Source organism: Myroides odoratimimus (genome assembly GCF_004337635.1).
Lineage (GTDB): Bacteria > Bacteroidota > Bacteroidia > Flavobacteriales > Flavobacteriaceae > Flavobacterium > Flavobacterium odoratimimum.
The window spans coordinates 590,265-611,701 of record NZ_CP037427.1 but is presented as its reverse complement, the minus strand read 5'-3'; the positions used below and the strand labels follow the sequence as shown (position 1 = coordinate 611,701).

Annotated in this window: 18 protein-coding genes and 4 tRNA genes; 20 read left to right on the top strand and 2 right to left on the bottom strand. The window is 35.8% G+C overall.

Annotated features, from left to right (window positions below; translation table 11 throughout):
- Positions 1-161: 161 nt before the first annotated feature.
- The 19 genes from E0Z07_RS02955 to E0Z07_RS02865 all read left to right on the top strand — a co-directional run bounded on the left by E0Z07_RS02955 (position 162) and on the right by E0Z07_RS02865 (position 16,859).
- Positions 162-1,112, top strand: coding sequence for a sensor histidine kinase (locus E0Z07_RS02955; protein WP_225581495.1), 951 nt, complete (start codon positions 162-164; stop codon positions 1,110-1,112).
- The gene (locus E0Z07_RS02950; protein ID WP_131540235.1) at positions 1,112-1,855 is read left to right on the top strand and encodes a LytR/AlgR family response regulator transcription factor; all 744 of its coding nucleotides are present in this window, start codon (positions 1,112-1,114) and stop codon (positions 1,853-1,855) included. The genes E0Z07_RS02955 and E0Z07_RS02950 overlap by 1 nt, the downstream gene beginning before the upstream one ends.
- A 207-nt stretch (positions 1,856-2,062) precedes the next feature.
- Entirely contained in the window at positions 2,063-2,257 is a 195-nt protein-coding gene (gene rpsU / locus E0Z07_RS02945) for a 30S ribosomal protein S21 (protein WP_038987509.1), read from the top strand.
- Positions 2,258-2,322: 65 nt separating this feature from the next.
- Entirely contained in the window at positions 2,323-3,225 is a 903-nt protein-coding gene (locus tag E0Z07_RS02940; protein WP_131540234.1) for a tyrosine-type recombinase/integrase, read from the top strand.
- Positions 3,226-3,244: 19 nt separating this feature from the next.
- Positions 3,245-3,544, top strand: a complete 300-nt coding sequence (hpf, locus tag E0Z07_RS02935) for a ribosome hibernation-promoting factor, HPF/YfiA family (RefSeq protein WP_131540233.1) — start codon at positions 3,245-3,247, stop codon at positions 3,542-3,544.
- Between the two features lie 93 nt (positions 3,545-3,637).
- Positions 3,638-3,711 (top strand) — tRNA-Thr (locus E0Z07_RS02930).
- A 30-nt stretch (positions 3,712-3,741) separates the two neighbouring features.
- Positions 3,742-3,822: transfer RNA gene (locus E0Z07_RS02925), tRNA-Tyr, on the top strand.
- 20 nt (positions 3,823-3,842) lie between these two features.
- Positions 3,843-3,914: transfer RNA gene (locus E0Z07_RS02920), tRNA-Thr, on the top strand.
- Between the two features lie 58 nt (positions 3,915-3,972).
- Positions 3,973-5,160, top strand: a complete 1,188-nt coding sequence (gene tuf / locus E0Z07_RS02915) for an elongation factor Tu (RefSeq protein WP_131540232.1) — start codon at positions 3,973-3,975, stop codon at positions 5,158-5,160.
- A 60-nt stretch (positions 5,161-5,220) separates the two neighbouring features.
- Positions 5,221-5,291 (top strand) — tRNA-Trp (locus E0Z07_RS02910).
- A gap of 16 nt (positions 5,292-5,307) precedes the next feature.
- Entirely contained in the window at positions 5,308-5,505 is a 198-nt protein-coding gene (secE, locus tag E0Z07_RS02905; protein ID WP_006259595.1) for a preprotein translocase subunit SecE, read from the top strand.
- A 19-nt stretch (positions 5,506-5,524) separates the two neighbouring features.
- Positions 5,525-6,076 (top strand): transcription termination/antitermination protein NusG, encoded by a 552-nt coding sequence (gene nusG / locus E0Z07_RS02900; RefSeq protein ID WP_131540231.1) that lies wholly within the window; start codon positions 5,525-5,527, stop codon positions 6,074-6,076.
- Between the two features lie 56 nt (positions 6,077-6,132).
- Complete coding sequence (gene rplK / locus E0Z07_RS02895) at positions 6,133-6,570, top strand: 50S ribosomal protein L11 (protein WP_006259593.1); 438 nt, start codon at positions 6,133-6,135, stop codon at positions 6,568-6,570.
- 18 nt (positions 6,571-6,588) lie between these two features.
- Entirely contained in the window at positions 6,589-7,278 is a 690-nt protein-coding gene (gene rplA, locus E0Z07_RS02890; RefSeq protein ID WP_006259591.1) for a 50S ribosomal protein L1, read from the top strand.
- 23 nt (positions 7,279-7,301) lie between these two features.
- Complete coding sequence (rplJ, locus tag E0Z07_RS02885; protein ID WP_006259590.1) at positions 7,302-7,790, top strand: 50S ribosomal protein L10; 489 nt, start codon at positions 7,302-7,304, stop codon at positions 7,788-7,790.
- Positions 7,791-7,873: 83 nt separating this feature from the next.
- Positions 7,874-8,242, top strand: a complete 369-nt coding sequence (rplL, locus tag E0Z07_RS02880; protein WP_131540230.1) for a 50S ribosomal protein L7/L12 — start codon at positions 7,874-7,876, stop codon at positions 8,240-8,242.
- 125 nt (positions 8,243-8,367) lie between these two features.
- Positions 8,368-12,180 (top strand): DNA-directed RNA polymerase subunit beta, encoded by a 3,813-nt coding sequence (gene rpoB / locus E0Z07_RS02875; RefSeq protein WP_131540229.1) that lies wholly within the window; start codon positions 8,368-8,370, stop codon positions 12,178-12,180.
- Between the two features lie 70 nt (positions 12,181-12,250).
- A complete protein-coding gene (gene rpoC, locus E0Z07_RS02870; protein WP_131540228.1) occupies positions 12,251-16,546 on the top strand; it encodes a DNA-directed RNA polymerase subunit beta' in 4,296 nt (1,431 codons plus the stop codon).
- 4 nt (positions 16,547-16,550) lie between these two features.
- Complete coding sequence (locus E0Z07_RS02865) at positions 16,551-16,859, top strand: DUF3467 domain-containing protein (RefSeq protein WP_131540227.1); 309 nt, start codon at positions 16,551-16,553, stop codon at positions 16,857-16,859.
- 144 nt (positions 16,860-17,003) lie between these two features.
- On the opposite strand, the gene E0Z07_RS02860 is transcribed toward E0Z07_RS02865, so the two are convergent.
- On the bottom strand, positions 17,004-17,372 hold the full coding sequence (locus tag E0Z07_RS02860; RefSeq protein WP_131540226.1) for a hypothetical protein: 369 nt from the start codon (positions 17,370-17,372) through the stop codon (positions 17,004-17,006).
- Positions 17,369-17,962 carry a superoxide dismutase gene (locus E0Z07_RS02855; protein ID WP_131540225.1) on the bottom strand — a complete coding sequence of 198 codons (594 nt, stop codon included), beginning with the start codon at positions 17,960-17,962 and terminating at the stop codon, positions 17,369-17,371. The genes E0Z07_RS02860 and E0Z07_RS02855 overlap by 4 nt, the downstream gene beginning before the upstream one ends.
- Before the next feature lie 211 nt (positions 17,963-18,173).
- Between E0Z07_RS02855 and E0Z07_RS02850 the strand changes: the two genes are divergently transcribed.
- The gene (locus E0Z07_RS02850; RefSeq protein ID WP_131540224.1) at positions 18,174-21,422 is read left to right on the top strand and encodes a SusC/RagA family TonB-linked outer membrane protein; all 3,249 of its coding nucleotides are present in this window, start codon (positions 18,174-18,176) and stop codon (positions 21,420-21,422) included.
- The last annotated feature ends 15 nt before the right edge of the window (positions 21,423-21,437 follow it).

Sequence of the window (21,437 nt, the reverse complement as noted above, 5' to 3'; positions counted from 1 at the left end):
TAGTAAATTAGTATATGAAAAAAGTAGAAATGAATATTAATTGGCGTAGACATATTGTATTGGCCTGTAGTATATCGGTACTGATCAGTTTGGTTATTTCGTATTTTACTTTTCGTAATAGCGAGTTAAGCTTGGGTGAGCTATTGATAAATTATCGTTTTTTGAAAAATACGTTTTTGTCTTTTGTATTGTCGATGTTGATTTACGCAGCTAATGTATTAACGAGTGCATGGGTGTGTAGGGTAATGGATAAACGAGATGCTAAAAATGAAATAGCTATGAGTAAGATTACTCGTAACGCTGTTTTTTTTGTCAATGGCATTATGACATCTATAGTTTCTTATTACTTATTCTTGGCGCTACTTTTGAATTTATTTTATAGCTTGTCTTTTAAAGCTTTCTTTCTTGGGCAACATTTAAGTTTTGGCAATTTTTTAGGAGCATTGTTATTAAGTACTTTTATTTTGCTTATTGTGTTTACGTTTGCCTATCACGATGAACTTAGGTTGTTAGAATTAAAGAATAGAGAGATGGAGATAGAGCTACAAAAAAGTCAAATAGAAGGGATGAAAGAACAACTGTCTCCCCATTTCTTGTTTAACAATATGAATGTACTCATCAGTACAATCCAAGAAGATCCAGTAAAGGCAGAACAGTTTGCCCGTTCGTTCTCTAAGATATATAGATATGTATTAGAGAAGTTAGACTATCCCTTGTGTAACTTATCTGACGAAGTATCTTTTATAAGAGATTATGTCTATCTACTCAATGTGAGATATGACAATGCAATAGCATTTAGCATTAGTGAAGAGGTGATGAAGTATGATGATGTAGAAGTGCCTACCTTGAGTTTGCAACTATTGATTGAGAATATAGTAAAGCACAATGTAATTCCTTCGGAGGGAAGTATTAGAGTAGAATTGCGCATAGAAGAAGGAGGGTTAGTACTGTGGAATGAAAAATATGCTAAGCCCAAAGAAGTGTATTCATCTGGACTGGGATTACAGAATTTGTCTAAGCGCAACAAGTTGATGTTGAAGCAAGATATTGAGATAAGTGATTTGGAAGATAGTTTTAGTGTTAGAATTCCTTTAGTTAGAATAGAGAGTTGATGAAAATAGTAATTATAGAAGATGAGAAACCTGCAGCGAGACTGCTGACAAGAGAGCTGGAGAAGCTAGGATTCGAGGTACAGCAGATATTGTATTCTGTAGGAGAGGCTATACCTTGGTTGATGCAACATGAGCATCCAGATTTGATATTTGCTGATATACAGTTAGCAGATGGATTATCTTTAGAGATATTCGAGCAAGTAGAGGTTAGGAGCGCTATTATCTTTGTCACAAGTTTTGATCATTATGCGATTAAGGCATTTAAGCTAAATAGCATTGATTATTTATTAAAACCGATAGAGCCAATAGAGTTGTTAGGTGCTATTAATAAATACAAGACACAACAACGCAGTACAACACAGACGGTAGAGAGCCTCAGACACAGTATAGGGGGGAGTAACTATGCAAAACGGCTGATGATAAAAGTGGGGATGCAGATAAAGATGGTGTTGGTGGATGAGGTAGTATGTTTTTATAGAGAGGATAGAGGAGTGTATATTTCGACAGTGGAAGGTAAGATTCATCTGTTAGATGAGGAGTCTCTAGAGGCTGTTATTAAAACGGTTAGTCCGAAGAAGTTCTTTCGGGTGAATAGATCTCAAGTAGTGAGCATCGATTATATAGAGCAGATTATACAATTATCTACTTCTCGGTTAAAACTAACGATGAAGAATTATACAGCTGAGGTGATTGTGAGTAGAGAAAGAGTGAGTGAATTTAAGAGCTGGTTAGCGGAGAATTAATTTGATAGAATTAAAGAGAAGGTCAATAGAGAAGTTGATTTTCTCTTTTTTTATTATACTATATCTGAAGTAGGGATTGATTAGTTAGTAGTTAATATTAAATTTAATTAGTATTCTTTTGATTAAATAAAAAAAGTTGTTTTTTTATTGTCATGAATTAAAAAAGTTTTACTTTTGCACCACTAATGAGAGGAGGTGTATGAAAACATGTTAATCATTCCAATTAAAGACGGAGAAAATATCGATAGAGCACTTAAGCGCTACAAAAGAAAATTTGACAGAACAGGAACTTTACGTCAGTTAAGATCTCGTCAGGCATTCTTAAAACCGTCTGTACTTAAAAGAGACAAAATGCAAAAAGCTGCATACGTTCAACACTTGAGAGATTCAGTAGAAATCTAATAAGTATTGAATATTAAAAAATAACCGTTGTAATAAAGTATTAACTTTGTTGCAACGGTTTTTTTATGTTTGAAAATTTAGAAAAGTTTATTGAGTATATACAGAAAGAAAGAAAGTATTCTGACAAGACAGTTATAGCTTATCAGAACGATATTGGAGATTATGTTTCTTTCTTAGAGCAACTGTCTTTAGATTATCTAAAGGCGGGGTATGATGGTGTGCGTCTATGGATAGTGAAGTTGTCTGAAGAAGGCTTGACTAATCGATCAATCAACAGGAAGACAAGTGCACTTAGTTCTTTTTATAAGTTTTTACTGAAGATAGGTGAGGTGGAGACTAATCCGCTGTACCTTCATCGATCATTAAAGGTAGAAAAGAAATTACAATTGCCTTTTTCGGTAAAAGAGATAGATACAGTGCGTGCCATGTTTGAAGGAAAAGAAGATTTTAATTCTTTGAGAGATTTGTTGATTGTGGAGATGTTGTATTGTCTTGGACTTCGTAGAGCGGAGTTAGTTGCTTTAGAAGTAGAAGATGTTGATTTTTATTTGCATCAAGTTCGCGTTTCAGGAAAAGGGTCAAAACAGCGTATAGTACCATTATTAGGAAGTGTAGAAATGTTATTAAAAAAATATCTCGAAGCAAGGAGTTTGGTCTTGGGTTCTGTGGAGGGGATTAAGATACTTTTAGTGACAGAATTGGGTAAGAAAGTTGATGAAATGTTTGTTTATCGAGTAATAAATTCATACTTTAGTAATGCAACAACGAAGGAGAAGAAAAGCCCTCATATGTTGCGTCACTCTTTTGCTACGCATCTTCTGGAAGGAGGAGCGGATATTAACTCGATTAAAGAGCTAATGGGGCATGAAAGCTTATCAACTACACAAGGATATGCACAGATTAATCTAAGTGAGTTGAAGAAAGTGTATCAAAACTCGCATCCAAGAGGGAAGAATAAAGAAAAATAACCTTTTAAAACCGTTAATTATGAAAGTAAACATTCAAGCTATTAATTTCAATGTGGATCGTAAGTTGGTAGATTTTGCAAACGAGCGTTTGTTAAAAATCGAAAAGTATTATGATAAGATAGTTTCAGTAGATGTTTTTTTTAAATTAGAGAACACAAATGAAAAAGAAAATAAGATTACGGAAATAAAAGTATTGGTTCCGGGTGATGAGATGATTGTTAAAAAAACGTGTAAAACTTTCGAGGAAGGTGTGGATGCTGGAGCAGATGCACTAGAGCGATTAGTGGTAAAACACAAAGAGAAAATCAAAGCTCATTAATTTAAAAAAATAAGTAAATTGTTTTTTTTAATCAATAAAATATATACATTTGCAGTCCGTTAGAAATAGCGGACTTTTTCTATTGAGTCATTTGCCGGTGTAGCTCAGCTGGCTAGAGCAGCTGATTTGTAATCAGCAGGTCGTGGGTTCGAGTCCCTCCATCGGCTCAAAGAAAAGTAATATCAAACATGGTTTGAGGGGAGATACTCAAGCGGCCAACGAGGACGGACTGTAAATCCGTTGGGAAACCTTCGCAGGTTCGAATCCTGCTCTCCCCACAGAGAATAAGAAGCATCAAGCCGGTGTAGCTCAGGGGTAGAGTGCTTCCTTGGTAAGGAAGAGGTCACGGGTTCAAATCCCGTCATTGGCTCAGGTTTTTTTATTATATTTGAACACTAATTATATAACTAAGATTAAATTATTAAATCATGGCAAAGGAAACTTTTGATCGTTCGAAACCGCACTTAAACATCGGTACTATCGGACACGTTGACCACGGTAAAACTACTACTACTGCTGCTATTACTAAAGTATTAGCTGACGCAGGATTCTCAGAAGCTCGTTCATTTGATTCAATTGATAATGCTCCAGAAGAAAAAGAGCGTGGTATTACAATTAATACTTCTCACGTAGAGTACCAAACAAAAAACCGTCACTATGCACACGTTGACTGTCCAGGTCACGCGGATTACGTGAAAAACATGGTTACTGGTGCTGCTCAAATGGATGGTGCTATCTTAGTAGTTGCTGCTACTGATGGACCAATGCCACAAACTCGTGAGCACATCCTTTTAGGACGTCAGGTAGGTATTCCAAGAATCGTTGTATTCTTAAACAAAGTTGACTTAGTTGATGATGCTGAGTTATTAGAACTTGTTGAGATGGAAGTAAGAGATTTATTATCTTTCTACCAATATGATGGTGATAATGGACCAGTAGTTCAAGGTTCTGCTTTAGGAGCATTAAACGGAGAGCAAAAATGGGTTGATGCATTATTACATTTAATGGAAGAAGTTGACAACTGGATCGAAGAGCCAGTACGTGACAACGAGAAACCATTCTTAATGCCAGTAGAAGACGTATTTACAATTACAGGACGTGGAACTGTTGCTACAGGACGTATCGAAACTGGAGTTGCTAATACAGGAGATGCTGTTGAAATCATCGGTATGGGAGCTGACAAATTAACTTCTACAATTACAGGAGTTGAGATGTTCCGTAAAATCTTAGACCGTGGAGAAGCTGGAGATAACGTAGGTTTATTATTGAGAGGTATTGACAAAACTGATATCCGTCGTGGTATGGTTATTTGTAAACCAGGTTCAGTAAAACCACACGCTAAATTCAAAGCTGAGGTTTATATCTTGAAAAAAGAAGAAGGTGGACGTCACACTCCATTCCATAACAACTACCGTCCACAGTTCTACGTACGTACAACTGACGTAACTGGAACAATCCAATTACCAGAAGGTACTGAGATGGTTATGCCTGGAGATAACTTAACTATCACTGTTGAGTTATTAAGCCCAATCGCTTTATCAGTAGGTTTACGTTTCGCTATCCGTGAAGGAGGTAGAACAGTAGGTGCTGGTCAGGTAACTGAAATTATTGACTAATTATTTAGTATAAATAAGTTTCAAAAGTCAGTGGTTACGGCCACTGACTTTTATTAACAAACGGGTGTAGTTCAAGGGTAGAATAGCGGTCTCCAAAACCGTTGATGGGGGTTCGAATCCCTCCACCCGTGCAAAAACAATATTAACATGGCAAAGGTTTTTAATTACATATCTGATGCTTTCACAGAGTTAAAAAGTAATGTTACTTGGTCTCCGTGGTCAGAAGTTCAACGATACACTATAATAGTTGCTATTTTTGCAATTTTGTTTTCTTTAGCAACGTGGGGTGTAGATACTGCGTTTGGAAGAGTTTTAGGAGTATTTTATAATTGGGCTACTGCATAGAGAAAATTAAAGAAAGATTATGGCTGATACAAGTGTCAAAAAATGGTATGTGGTTCGTGCGGTAAGTGGACAGGAGAATAAGGTTAAGAATTATATCGAAACTGAAATTGCTCGTTTAGGTTTATCAGATTACTTATCACAGGTGTTGGTTCCTACTGAAAAAGTAGTAACTGTAAAGGATGGTAAAAAGAAAACTACTGAACGTGTTTACTTTCCAGGTTATGTTATGATTGAAGCTAACTTAACAGGAGAAGTTCCTCACGCTATTAAATCGATAACAGGGGTTATTGGTTTCTTAGGTGGAGAAAGAGGAGGAGATCCTCTTCCTTTACGTGAGTCAGAAGTAAATAGAATGTTAGGTAGAGTTGATGAACTAGCTGTAAAAGTAGAGACAGGATCTATTCCTTATGAGATAGGAGAGTCAGTAAAAGTTATCGACGGACCATTTAATGGATTCGATGGAACAATCGAAAACATTAATGAAGAAAAACGTAAACTAGAAGTAATGGTTAAGATTTTCGGAAGAAAGACACCATTAGAACTAAGTTTTACACAAGTAGAAAAATTATAATGTTACAATAGTCACATCTTGGCTTCCAAATGAGATGTGCCAAATTTTTTTAAGAAATGGCAAAAGAAATTAGTAAAGTAGTTAAACTACAAGTTAAGGGAGGTGCTGCGAACCCATCGCCACCGGTTGGACCTGCTTTGGGGGCTGCTGGAGTTAACATCATGGAGTTCTGTAAGCAATTTAATGCTAGAACACAAGATAAACCAGGCAAAGTTTTACCAGTACAAATTACTGTTTACAAAGACAAATCATTTGACTTTGTTGTTAAAACGCCACCTGCTGCTGTTCAATTATTAGAGGCTGCGAAAGTGAAATCTGGATCTGGTGAGCCTAATAGAAAAAAAGTAGCTAGCGTAACTTGGGAACAAGTTCGTGCTATTGCGGAAGACAAAATGCCTGATTTAAATGCATTTACTGTTGAGGCAGCTATGAGTATGATAGCTGGTACTGCAAGATCTATGGGAATATCAGTAACAGGAACAGCTCCTTTTTAATTGTAAAAGAAAGAAGAAATGGCAAAATTAACGAAAAAGCAAAAAGAGGCTGCTGCTAAAATTGAAAAGAATAGATTATATTCTTTGAAAGATGCATCTGCATTGATTAAAGAAGTTGCTTCTGCAAAATTTGACGAGTCTGTAGATATCGCTGTACGTTTAGGAGTTGATCCACGTAAAGCAAATCAAATGGTTCGTGGTGTGGTTACGTTACCTCACGGAACAGGTAAAGATGTAAGAGTGTTAGCATTGGTTACTCCTGATAAAGAAGCTGAAGCTACAGCTGCTGGGGCTGACTATGTTGGACTAGATGAGTACTTACAAAAGATCAAAGACGGTTGGACAGATGTTGATGTAATCATCACTATGCCTGCTGTTATGGGTAAATTAGGTCCTTTAGGTCGTATTTTAGGACCAAGAGGTTTAATGCCAAACCCTAAAACAGGAACTGTTACTATGGACGTAGCGAAAGCTGTTCAAGAAGTGAAAGCTGGTAAAATCGATTTTAAAGTTGATAAAACTGGTATTGTTCACGCATCTATCGGTAAAGTTTCTTTCGAAGCTGATAAAATTACTGAGAATGCAGCTGAATTAATCCAAACATTAATCAAATTGAAACCAACTGCAGCTAAAGGTACTTATATCAAGTCTATTAATATATCTAGTACTATGAGCCCTGCTATTGCTTTAGATCCTAAAGCAGTATAATTGGTAAATAAAAAATTATTCGTATGACTAGAGAACAGAAAGCAGTAGCGATAGAAGAATTAAAAGCTAAGTTAGCTGACGCTAATATCTTCTATATCGCTGATATATCAGGATTGAATGCTGAAGTTACTTCAAACTTAAGAAGAGCTTGTAACAAAGCTGGAATTAAAATTGAAGTAGTTAAAAATACATTGCTTGCAAAAGCGATGGAAGCTTCAGATAGAAATTATGAAGAGCTACCTTCTACTTTAAAAGGGAACAGTGCTGTTTTATTTGCAGATGTTGCAAATGGACCTGCTAAAATTATCAAAGACTTTAGAAAAAAATCTGATATTCCAGCTTTAAAAGGAGCTTATATCAATGAGGAAATCTACATCGGAGATAACAATTTAGATGCATTAGTTGCTATTAAATCTAAAGAAGAAGTTATTGGAGAAATCATTGGATTACTTCAATCACCAGCTCAAAGAGTTATTTCAGCTCTTAAAAACCAATTTAAAGACGAAGAGTAGTCAACGACTAAATCTAGTTTTTAAAGTTCATTAGAACGCACATTAATAAATTATATTTTTACAAATCATTAAAAGATAGAAAAATGGCAGATTTGAAACAATTCGCAGAACAATTAGTTAGCTTAACTGTAAAAGAAGTTAACGAATTAGCAACTATATTAAAAGATGAGTACGGAATCGAACCAGCTGCTGCTGCTGTAGTAGTTGCAGGAGGTGCTGCAGGTGATGCTGCTGAAGAGCAAACTGAATTCACTGTAGTATTAAAAGAAGCTGGAGCTTCTAAATTAGCTGTAGTTAAAGCTGTTAAAGAATTAACAGGTTTAGGATTAAAAGAAGCTAAAGATATCGTAGATTCTACACCAGCTAACATCAAAGAAGGAGTTTCTAAAGATGAGGCTGAAGGTCTTAAAAAAGCATTAGAAGAAGCTGGAGCTGTAGTAGAGCTTAAATAGTTTTTTTCTAAAAAATATTTTAGGTTTAGGTCTTGGGAAGCTTCCCACAGGCCTAAACCATTTTGCGTATAAAGAGATTTTGCGTAAAAACAATTCAAATTCTAATCAAAATTTTTTGTCCATTGATGATCACAAATCAGACTGAAAGATTAAATTTTGCCTCTACAAAGAACATACCTGCGTATCCAGATTTCTTGGATATTCAAGTTAAGTCTTTTAAAGATTTCTTTCAATTAGAAACGAAATCTGAAGAGAGAGGTAAGGAAGGTTTATACAATACCTTCATGGAGAACTTCCCGATCACTGATACAAGAAACCAGTTCGTATTGGAGTTCCTTGATTACTTTGTTGATCCTCCTCGTTATTCAATCGAAGAGTGTATTGATAGAGGATTGACTTATAGTGTTCCGCTAAAAGCGCGCTTAAAATTGTACTGTACTGATCCTGAACACGAAGATTTTGAAACAATAGTTCAAGATGTTTATTTAGGAACAATTCCGTATATGGCGCCAAGTGGTACTTTCGTAATCAATGGAGCAGAACGTGTTGTGGTTTCACAATTACACCGTTCACCTGGTGTTTTCTTTGGACAGTCATTCCATGCAAATGGAACTAAGTTATATTCGGCGAGAGTAATTCCTTTTAAGGGATCATGGATTGAGTTTGCTACCGATATCAATAGTGTAATGTACGCTTATATCGATAGAAAAAAGAAGTTACCTGTTACAACATTATTCCGTGCTATAGGATTCGAAAGAGACAAGGATATCCTAGAGATTTTCGACCTAGCAGAGGAAGTTAAAGTATCAAAAACAGGACTAAAAAAATATAGCGGAAGACGTCTTGCTGCACGTGTGTTAAACACTTGGCATGAGGATTTCGTAGATGAGGATACAGGAGAGGTTGTTTCTATTGAGAGAAATGAGATTATCTTAGACCGTGATACAGTCCTAGATAAAGATAATATCGAAGAAATCATTGAGGCTAACGTCAAAACGATCCTTTTACATAAAGAAGATAATAATCAGGCAGATTATGCCATCATACATAATACATTACAGAAGGACCCTACTAACTCTGAAAAAGAGGCAGTAGAGCACATCTACCGTCAGTTGCGTAATGCAGAACCGCCAGATGAGGAAACTGCACGTGGTATTATTGATAAATTGTTCTTCTCAGATCAACGTTACAATCTAGGTGAAGTTGGTCGTTATAGAATGAACAAAAAACTTAATCTTGATACTCCAATTGACAAACAAGTTTTAACAAAAGAGGATATTATCACTATTGTTAAATACTTGATTGAATTAATTAACTCAAAAGCTGAGATTGATGATATTGACCACTTATCTAACCGTCGTGTTAGAACTGTAGGTGAGCAATTATCTGCTCAGTTTGGTGTTGGTTTAGCTCGTATGGCGAGAACAATTCGTGAACGTATGAATGTACGTGATAACGAGGTGTTTACTCCAATCGACTTAATTAATGCTAAGACTTTGTCGTCAGTTATTAATTCATTCTTCGGAACGAACCAGTTATCTCAATTTATGGATCAAACGAATCCATTAGCAGAGATTACACACAAACGTCGTTTATCAGCTTTAGGACCTGGAGGTTTATCTAGAGAAAGAGCAGGTTTCGAGGTGCGTGACGTTCACTATACTCATTACGGACGTTTATGTCCTATTGAGACACCTGAGGGACCAAACATTGGTTTGATTTCATCTTTAGCAGTATATGCTAAGGTAAATAATATGGGATTCATCGAAACTCCTTACCGTCCAGTTGTTGAAGGGCAAGTAGATATCGTTAATGATCCTATTTATTTAAGTGCAGAAGAGGAAGAAGGTATGTTAATCGCTCAAGCGAACATTCCTGTTGATGAAAAAGGATTCATCACTGAGCAAAAAGTAGTGGTAAAAGAAGAGGGTGACTTCCCTGTAGTTGAGCCAAAAGATGTTCACTATACTGACGTTGCACCGAACCAGATTGCTTCTATTTCTGCTTCGTTAATTCCTTTCTTAGAGCACGATGATGCCAACCGTGCGTTGATGGGATCGAACATGATGCGTCAAGCAGTTCCTTTATTACGTCCAGAATCTCCAATCGTGGGTACTGGATTAGAAAGACAAGTAGCTTCAGATTCTCGTGTTTTAATTAATGCTGAAGGAGAAGGTACTGTTGAGTATGTGGATGCTCAGAAGATTATCATTAAGTATGATCGTACGGATGAAGAGCGTTTAATTAGCTTTGATCCAGATGAGAAAACATATAACTTAATTAAGTTTAGAAAAACAAATCAAAGTACAAGTATCAACTTAAAACCAATCGTAAGAAAAGGTGATAGAGTTACTAAAGGTCAAGTACTTTGTGAAGGATATGCTACTCAACAAGGAGAGCTTGCTCTAGGTCGTAATATGAAAGTGGCATTTATGCCATGGAAGGGTTACAACTTTGAGGATGCTATCGTAATTAGTGAAAGAGTAGTACGTGAAGATATCTTTACATCTATCCACATTGATGACTATACTTTAGAAGTAAGAGATACTAAATTAGGTAACGAAGAGTTAACTAATGATATTCCTAACGTTTCTGAAGAGGCAACAAAAGATTTAGATGAAAACGGTATGATCCGTATTGGTGCTGAAGTTAAGCCTGGTGATATTCTTATCGGTAAGATCACTCCAAAAGGAGAGTCTGATCCTACTCCAGAAGAGAAATTACTTAGAGCTATCTTTGGTGACAAAGCGGGAGACGTTAAAGATGCTTCATTAAAAGCTTCTCCATCATTAAGAGGAGTTGTTTTAGATAAAAAATTGTTCGCAAGAGCAGTAAAAGATAAACGTAAACGTTCTAAAGATAAAGACGAATTGGCTTTATTAGAAACTAGATTTGAAGTTAAATTCAATGAGTTGAAAGAGCGTTTAGTTGAAAAATTATTCTTCATCGTGAATGGTAAAACATCTCAAGGTGTATTGAATGATTTAGGAGAAGAGATTTTACCAAAAGGTAAGAAATTTACTCAAAAAATGTTATTTGCAGTAGATGATTTTGCTCACTTAACTAAAGGACAATGGACAACTGATGAGGAGACAAACGGTATGATTACTGATTTGATCCACAACTACAAAATTAAATTAAACGATCTTCAGGGAGTTCTAAGAAGAGAGAAATTTATGATTACTGTAGGGGATGAGTTACCATCTGGAATTTTGAAATTAGCGAAAGTATATATTGCTAAGAAACGTAAATTACGTGTAGGAGATAAGATGGCTGGACGTCACGGTAACAAAGGTATTGTAGCTCGTATCGTTAGAGATGAGGATATGCCTTTCTTAGAAGATGGAACACCAGTAGATATCGTATTGAACCCATTAGGGGTACCTTCTCGTATGAACATTGGACAGATTTATGAAACAGTATTAGGATGGGCTGGTCAAAAACTTGGTAAAAAGTATGCGACTCCAATCTTCGATGGTGCTGAATTAGATCAAATCAATGCTCTTACAGATGAGGCAGGTATACCACGTTTTGGACATACTTACTTATATGATGGAGGAACAGGAGAGAGATTCCACCAACGTGCAACTGTTGGGGTTATCTATATGCTGAAACTTGGTCACATGGTAGATGATAAGATGCACGCGCGTTCTATAGGTCCTTACTCATTGATTACGCAACAACCATTAGGAGGTAAAGCTCAGTTTGGTGGTCAACGTTTCGGAGAGATGGAGGTTTGGGCATTAGAGGCTTATGGAGCATCTAGTACATTACGTGAAATCTTGACGGTAAAATCGGATGACGTTATTGGTAGAGCTAAAACTTACGAAGCAATCGTTAAAGGAGAGACTATGCCAGAACCAGGATTACCAGAATCATTCAATGTATTAATGCATGAATTAAAAGGTCTTGGACTAGACATCAGATTAGAAGAATAAACTAAGATTATAGGGTAAGCAGTGTTGCACTGCTTACTCTTTATCATACACTTTAACAAGTAAGTTTACCATGAATAAAAATAAAGAGAAAAATACCGTAAAAAGGTTTAATAAAATCTCAATAGGTTTAGCATCGCCAGAGTCTATTCTTGCAGAATCGAGAGGTGAGGTTTTAAAACCTGAAACAATCAACTATCGTACTCATAAACCAGAACGTGATGGTCTTTTCTGTGAGCGTATTTTCGGACCTGTAAAGGATTACGAATGTGCGTGTGGTAAGTATAAGAGAATCCGTTATAAAGGAATCGTGTGCGACCGTTGTGGTGTTGAAGTTACTGAGAAGAAAGTACGTAGAGATAGAGTTGGTCACATCAATTTAGTTGTGCCAATTGCGCATATCTGGTACTTCCGTTCATTGCCAAACAAAATTGGTTATATCTTAGGTCTTCCTTCTAAGAAATTAGATATGATCATTTACTATGAGCGTTATGTGGTAATCCAAGCTGGTATTGCTAAAAACGTTGATGGTGAACCTATCAATAGATTAGATTTCTTAACTGAAGAAGAGTACTTAAACATTTGTGATACTCTTCCGATGGAAAATCAATATTTAGATGATACAGATCCAAATAAATTCATCGCTAAAATGGGTGCTGAGTGTATTATGGATTTATTAGCAACTACAGACTTAGATCAGTTATCTTATACTCTACGTCACGCTGCTAATAACGAAACATCTAAACAAAGAAAAACAGAGGCGTTAAAACGTCTTCAAGTAGTTGAGTCTTTCCGTGATTCTAATTTGAATCGTGAGAATAGACCAGAGTGGATGATCTTGAAAGTTATTCCTGTTATTCCACCAGAATTACGTCCATTAGTTCCACTAGATGGAGGTCGTTTTGCTACATCTGATTTAAATGACTTATATCGTCGTGTAATTATCAGAAATAATCGTCTGAAACGTTTAATGGAAATTAAAGCTCCTGAAGTAATCTTACGTAATGAGAAACGTATGCTTCAAGAAGCTGTTGATTCATTGTTCGATAACACTAGAAAATCTTCTGCTGTTAAAACAGAATCAAACCGTCCATTAAAATCTCTTTCTGATTCATTAAAGGGTAAACAAGGACGTTTCCGTCAAAACTTACTTGGTAAACGTGTTGATTATTCAGCTCGTTCGGTAATTGTTGTTGGACCAGAATTAAAATTATTCGAGTGTGGATTGCCAAAAGATATGGCAGCTGAGCTTTACAAACCATTCGTTATTCGTAAGTTAATCGAAAGAGGAATTGTTAAGACAGTAAAATCTGCTAAGAAGATTATAGATAAAAAAGAACCTGTTGTTTGGGATATCTTAGAAAACGTAATTAAAGGACACCCAGTTTTACTTAACCGTGCTCCTACGTTACACAGATTGGGTATTCAAGCGTTCCAACCTAAGTTAATCGAAGGTAAAGCGATTCAATTACACCCATTAGTGTGTACGGCATTCAACGCCGATTTTGATGGTGACCAGATGGCGGTTCACTTACCTCTAGGACCAGAGGCAATCTTAGAAGCTCAATTATTAATGTTAGCTTCTCACAACATCTTAAACCCTGCAAATGGTGCTCCTATTACTGTACCATCTCAGGACATGGTACTGGGGTTATACTACATGACTAAGTCACGTAAATCAACTCCAGAGCACATCATCAAAGGTGAAGGATTGACTTTCTACTCTGTAGAGGAAGTACATATTGCATTAAATGAAGGTAAACTTGATCTTAACGCTAACGTTAAAGTAAGAGCTAAAGATTACAATGCTGAAGGAGAATTAGTATATCAAATTATTGAGACTTCTGCAGGTAGAATTTTATTTAATGAAGTAGTACCTGAAGTTGCAGGATATATCAATGAGGTATTAACTAAGAAATCATTAAGAGATATTATCGGTCGTATTTTAAGTATTACTGATGTACCTACTACTGCTGCATTCTTAGATGATATTAAAAACATGGGATACGGTTACGCATTCCGTGGAGGATTATCTTTCAGTTTAGGGGATATTATGATTCCTGAGCGTAAACAGGAATTAATTGATGATGCGAACCAACAAGTAGATCATATTACTATGAACTATAACATGGGACTTATCACAAATAATGAGCGTTACAACCAAGTTATTGACGTTTGGACTTCTACAAATGCTATGTTAACTGAGTTAGCAATGAAAAACATTCGTGAAGACAAACAAGGATTTAACTCAGTATATATGATGCTTGACTCTGGAGCCCGTGGTTCTAAAGAGCAGATTCGTCAGTTAACTGGTATGCGTGGTTTGATGGCTAAGCCTAAGAAATCTACAGCTGGTGGTGGAGAGATTATCGAAAACCCAATTCTTTCTAACTTTAAGGAAGGACTTTCGATTTTAGAGTATTTCATCTCTACTCACGGTGCTCGTAAAGGTCTTGCGGATACAGCGTTAAAAACAGCGGATGCTGGATACTTAACTCGTCGTCTACATGATGTAGCTCAAGATGTTATCGTTAACTCTGTTGACTGTGGTACATTGAGAGGTATTGAAGTTAAACCACTTAAGAAGAATGAGGAAGTTATCGAATCATTAGGAGAAAGAGTCTTAGGACGTGTTGCTCTTAATGCTGTGATTAACCCGCTTAACTCTGATGTATTAGTTGGAGCTGGAGAAGAAATTACTGAAGCTATCGCTAAATCAATCAATGCGGCACCAATTGAATCAATTGAGGTTCGTTCGCCATTGACTTGTGAGGCTAAAGTTGGTATATGTGCTAAATGTTACGGACGTAACTTAGCTACTGCTAGAATGGTTCAAAAAGGTGAAGCTGTAGGTGTTATTGCTGCTCAATCTATTGGGGAGCCTGGTACACAGTTAACATTGAGAACATTCCACGTGGGAGGTACTGCTGGTAATATCTCTGAAACATCTAGTATTACTGCTAAATTTAATGGTCGTTTAGAAATAGAAGATCTTAAAACAGTAAAAGGAGAGGATAATGAAGGTAATGCTATCGATATCGTTATTTCACGTTCTACTGAAGCTAAATTATTTGATACTAATACTGGTATCCTATTAACAACAAATAACATTCCTTATGGTTCTACTATTTATGTGAATGACGGAGATGTTGTTGAGGAAGGTGCTACGTTATTTAAATGGGACCCTTATAATGGTGTAATTGTTTCTGAGTTTACTGGTAAAGTTGCTTATGAAGATATCGAACAAGGACAGACGTTCATGGTTGAGATTGATGAGCAAACAGGATTCCAAGAAAAAGTTATTACTGAGTCTAGAAATAAAAAGTTAATTCCTACTTTATTAATTTATGGTAAAGATGGTGAGTTAATTCGTTCATACAACTTACCTGTAGGTTCTCACTTAATGGTAAATGATGGTGATAAAATTAAGGCTGGTAAAGTTTTAGTTAAGATTCCTCGTCATACATCTAAAGCTGGGGATATTACTGGAGGTCTTCCAAGAATTACTGAGTTGTTAGAAGCTCGTAATCCTTCTAACCCTGCGGTAGTTTCAGAAATTGATGGTGTTGTATCGTTCGGTAAAGTTAAGAGAGGTAACAGAGAGATCGTTGTTGAGTCTAAAACAGGAGATGTTAGAAAATACTTAGTTAAGTTATCTAATCAAATTTTAGTTCAAGAGAATGACTACGTGAAAGCTGGTATGCCACTTTCTGATGGAGCTATCACTCCAGACGATATCTTAAGAATCCAAGGACCTTCTGCTGTTCAACAGTATTTAGTAAATGAGATTCAAGAGGTATACCGTCTACAAGGGGTTAAGATTAGTGATAAACACTTTGAGGTAGTTATCCGTCAAATGATGCGTAAAGTAAAAATCGAAGATCCAGGAGATACTTTATTCTTAGAAGATCAATTAGCACACGCTGCTGACTTCATTGCTGAGAATGATAGATTATATGGAATGAAGGTTGTAGTTGATGCTGGTGAGTCTGATAATTTGAAAGAAGGACAGATTATTACTATGCGTGAATTACGTGACGAGAATTCATTATTGAAACGTGAGGATAAGAACTTAGTAGTTAGTCGTGATGTTATGCCTGCTACTGGTACTCCAATGTTACAAGGTATTACTCGTGCGTCTTTACAAACGAAATCATTTATTTCTGCTGCGTCGTTCCAGGAAACAACGAAAGTGTTAAACGAAGCTGCTGTTGCAGGTAAAGTAGATGGATTAAACGGATTAAAAGAAAACGTTATTGTAGGTCACAGAATCCCTGCAGGTACAGGTATGAGAGAGTACGAAAGTATCCTTGTTAGTACTTCAGATGACGAAGGGTTTGCAAATAAAGAAACAGATTTAAACTTCTAGTATTATGGAAAAAGTACAAGATCAATTTAGCCTTGAATTAGACGAGGCAACAGCAGAAGGAGTGTATTCTAATTTAGCGATTATCAATCATTCTAATACTGAATTTGTGGTTGATTTTGTTACCATAATGCCTGGAATGCCAAAAGGTAAAGTAAAGTCTAGAATTATTTTGACGCCTCAACACGCGAAAAGATTAATGACTGCTTTACAAGAGAATATCCAGCGCTATGAAGGTAGTAATGGAAGTATAGTTGATGTTGAAGCTACTAGTGAATTGTCAGCTATAAAGTTTGGTACGAAAGGAGAAGCATAAATCCGATAGAATAGTTGATTTAATATCAACAAAATGAAAAAGGTCTACATTAAATGTAGACCTTTTTTGTTTAAAAAGAGTTTTTTATTCTTATTGTTTTAGAATTATGGCTTTACTAATTAATTGGAATAATCTCTTTTAGTTTTAAATATTATTAAGCTTTAGCTTGAAGTTAGCTAGTGTAATGGACATTTCATGATCATTGTTTATTAGCTCTTTGACATTGTCAATATAACTGTTAAGCTTAGAGACTAGTTTTTTGTACTTGTCAGTCTCTTGTTCTTTTCTATATAAGGTGACTAACCTAATAGATGTATCTATGTATTGTAGATAGAGTTTGGGACCTGTTTTTAGATACGCGTTATATGAAGCGCACAATACTTCTAGTCGACTTATGGCTTCGATATAATAGTTAATTGCTAAACTATTGTTCCCTTTTTGGAGCTGCTCGTTAGCAAGATCTTGCTTTAGTTGACAGCTTTTCTCTATGTGCATAATACATTCTATACTCATTTTGCTAAATTTTTATTGACAAATTCCCAGTTGATTGCATTCCAAAATAGTTGGATAAAGCTTGGCCTTGCATTTCTGTGGTCTATATAATACGCATGTTCCCATACATCTATAGTTAGTAAAGGCGTGTTCCCATAAACTAAGGGAGTGTCAGCATCCTTTAGACTCATAAGTTCCAGCTTATTTTCTGGAGTTAGTACTAACCATACCCATCCACTTCCAAATAATTTGGTCGCTTTGTCAATGAATTGAGTTTTTAGTTCATCTAGTGATCCGAAGTATTTTCCTGTCATGTCTAGTAGTTCTTCACTAGGCTGACCACCTTGGTTAGGAGTGATGGATTTCCAGAAAAAAGAATGATTATAATGCTGTGCAGCGTTGTTAAATATGGCTACTTCTCCTTCTGCTTGAGTACCTGTGATAATATTCTCTAAACATTCATCTTCCCATTTTGTATTTGTTATTAAATGGTTAAGGTTGTTTACATACGTTTGATGATGTTTTCCATAGTGATAATCGAATCCTTCAGATGATATAAAAGAATTGAAAGCATTTTTATCATATGGCAAATCAGGAAGTTTGAATTTCATTACTTATAGTTTTATTTTTATTAGACATGGCTAAATTAATAATTTAGATTAGACTAAAAAATAATTTAGGTATTTTTTTGTTTACAATTATATAACAGTTATTAACTGTTTAGTAATGATTAAACGTTGTGCCGACTAATGGCATTTCATTCTTTTGTGACTGTATTAAGTGAGGTATTTAATACAACCAACAACAACACAATTTTAAGTAATGAAAAAAGTTAGACGTAATTGTCATCAAATTTGTTTGATTATAGGAAGTGTTTTATTACTACAATCAAATTCATTATTCGCTTCTAATGTTTCAACTGATGCGTTAGATAGTATTATCACTAAATCTTCTTCTGAGCAAAGTAGTGGCTCGATCGTAAAAGGAAAAGTAATTGATAACCTTGGATTGACTCTACCTGGTGCAGTAGTTCAGCTGTCAGGATCTAAGCACATCACATCGACAGATCTAGATGGTAACTTCACACTAGCTGTGCCTGATACTTTCTTAAAAGGTGAAATCATCATTTCTTTTATGGGATTTGAAGAGAAGAAAATGATCGTTAGTAAAGGTGATTTTGTGAATGTGACCTTAGTAGAGTCTAGTAGCATGCTTAATGAAGTTGTAGTAACGGCTTTAGGTATTAAGAGAGAAGAGAAACAATTAGGATTTTCTCAACAGACTTTGAACAGTGAACAACTTGATAATACTCGTTCTAATACTTGGTCAGATGCATTAAAAGGTAAAGTGGCTGGTATGACTATGACATCTGCTAGTTCTGGTCCAATGAATTCGACACAAATTAAGTTACGTGGAGATCGATCATTGAATGCTGATGCCAATGGAGCATTAGTGGTAGTAGATGGTGTGATTGTCAATAGTACTTTGTGGAGCAGTGGAGCAGGTGATTCTTATATAGGTACTGATGCTCCTGTAGATTATGGAAATGGGATAGCTGATATAAATCCGGATGACATAGAAAGTATCTCTGTGCTTAAAGGGCCTGGTGCAGCTGCATTATATGGTTCTAGAGCTAGTAATGGGGTATTAATGATAACTACTAAATCTGGAAAAAAAGATAAAGGATTAGGTATCTCATTTAACTCTAATGTTAGTTTTGATGTAATTCAGAGGTGGCCAAAGTATCAATACGAATATGGCCAAGGTAGTGGAAATAGCTTTGATAAAGAAGGTAATCCGTATTATTCTTACGGTTTATCAGATGATGGTGCGAATACAGGAAGTACTAGTAGTGCATTCGGACCTAAGTTTGAAGGACAATATTACTATCAATACGATCCTACAACAGAGTCTCAAGGTGCAGAAAGAACTTTATGGAAACCTTATAAGAATAATATAAAAGACTTCTGGCGTACTGGTATTACTACAACTAATACTTTAGGTCTATCAGGAGGAAGTGATAAAGGAGATATTAGAACGACGATAACGCACTCTAAGAATGAATGGATAATGCCTAATACAGGATTTGATAGAACTACACTATCTACGAAGGCTAAGTATAATATCTCTGATGCAGTTACTTTAAACGCGAATGTTAGTTATACGAACAGAAAGAGTGATAACCTACCAGGTACAGGATATGGTAACCATACGATAGGATATTTTATGATCTTTCAGAATCCTAATGTTGACTTAGAATGGTATAGACCTATCTGGCAGAAAGATTACTATCAAACACAACAGATTCATCCGTTTAGCTCATACATAGAAAATCCTTATCTAATCGCTTATGAGACAACCAATCCAGTAAATACAAACACTATAACAGGAAGCCTATCGACTGATATTACTCTTGCACCTAAATTAAAATTAATGTTACGTACCTCACTTAACTCGCGTAATGATAAACGTGAGCAGCGCAGACCTTATAGCACCACTAAGTTTGGTAAAGGATATTTTAGAACACAACAGATAAACTTCCAAGAGATTAATACTGATGTCTTATTAACTTATACTGATAATGACTCAGATATATTTACATATAGTGGGTCTATAGGAGGGAATATGCTTGATTCTAAATATCACAGCGTTACATCTTATGTAGATGGACTAGTTACGCCTGGTGTATATATGTTAGCGAATGGTATCAATAATCCTATCACTAATGTTCTAGATGATGACTATAAAGTGAACTCTGTCTATGGGATGGCTTCGGTAGGGTATAAGAATATGGTATTCTTAGATGGAACTATTCGAAATGACTGGTCGAGTACATTGCCTAAAATGAATTGGTCATTTTTATATTCTTCATTAAACGCAAGTTTTGTGTTGAATGATATTTTTAGAATGCCTGCGAGTATTGATTATTCAAAACTGAGAGTGTCTATAGCAAAAGTAGGTAATGGTACTAAACCATATCAAACATTGAAATATTATTCTAATAGTGCCTTTGCTAGCTCTGCTACGTCTGCTACCACTTTACATAATGGTGAATTAAAACCAGAAGGTACTAATTCATTTGAGATTGGATATGAGCATAAGATGTTTGGCAACAGATTGGGCTTTGATGTGACAGTCTATGAAACCAATACAAAAAATCAAATTATTACCGTACCATTAAATTATGTAACAGGATATAATAAGGCTGTAATTAATGGTGGAGATGTACGCAATAGAGGTATTGAGCTAATGTTAAGTGGTACACCTATTAAGACAAAAGATTTCTCTTGGAATACTTCAGTGAACTGGGCTAAGAATAAGAATAAAATCTTAAGCCTAGCAGAAGAGTTCGAAGGAGGAGATCAGCAAGTATTAGCTACATCGGGTACGGCATCTATTATCGCTAAAGTAGGAGGAACTACAGGAGACTTATATGGATATAAATTTGTGAGAGATGATCAAGGACAAATCGTATATACAGATAAAGGACTTCCTGAACAATCTAAAGAAATAGAGTATATCGGTAGTGCTTATGCAGACTGGACGATGGGATGGACTAATACATTTAAGTATAAAGGATTTAAGTTCAGCTTTACGATAGATGGGCAGTATGGTGGTAATGTGTACTCACAGTCTCATCATAAGATGAGTGAGCAAGGTAAACTAGAACATACCTTATACGGTAGAGAACAAGGATATATCATCGGAGATGGAGTAGTGAGAAATGGAGATGGTACATTCTCACCTAATACGACTAAGGTAGACCCAGCAAGCTACTATAAAGAATACTATAGAAGAGCTAATCTAGAGTCTAATACATTCGATGCTTCTTATATCAAATTGAGAGAAGTGAGTTTTGAATACAATTTCTCTAAGCAAATATTAAATAAGTTACGCCTGAAGAAACTAAGCGTATCTGTATATGGACGTAACCTAGCGATGTTGTCTAACTTCCCGTTATTTGACCCAGAGACAGCAGCCTTAAATGGAGGTTCTATGATGCCAGGAGTAGAGATGGGGCAGATGCCATCACCTGCTACTTATGGTTTTAGTATTAAACTAGATATCTAATATTAAGAAAACGAC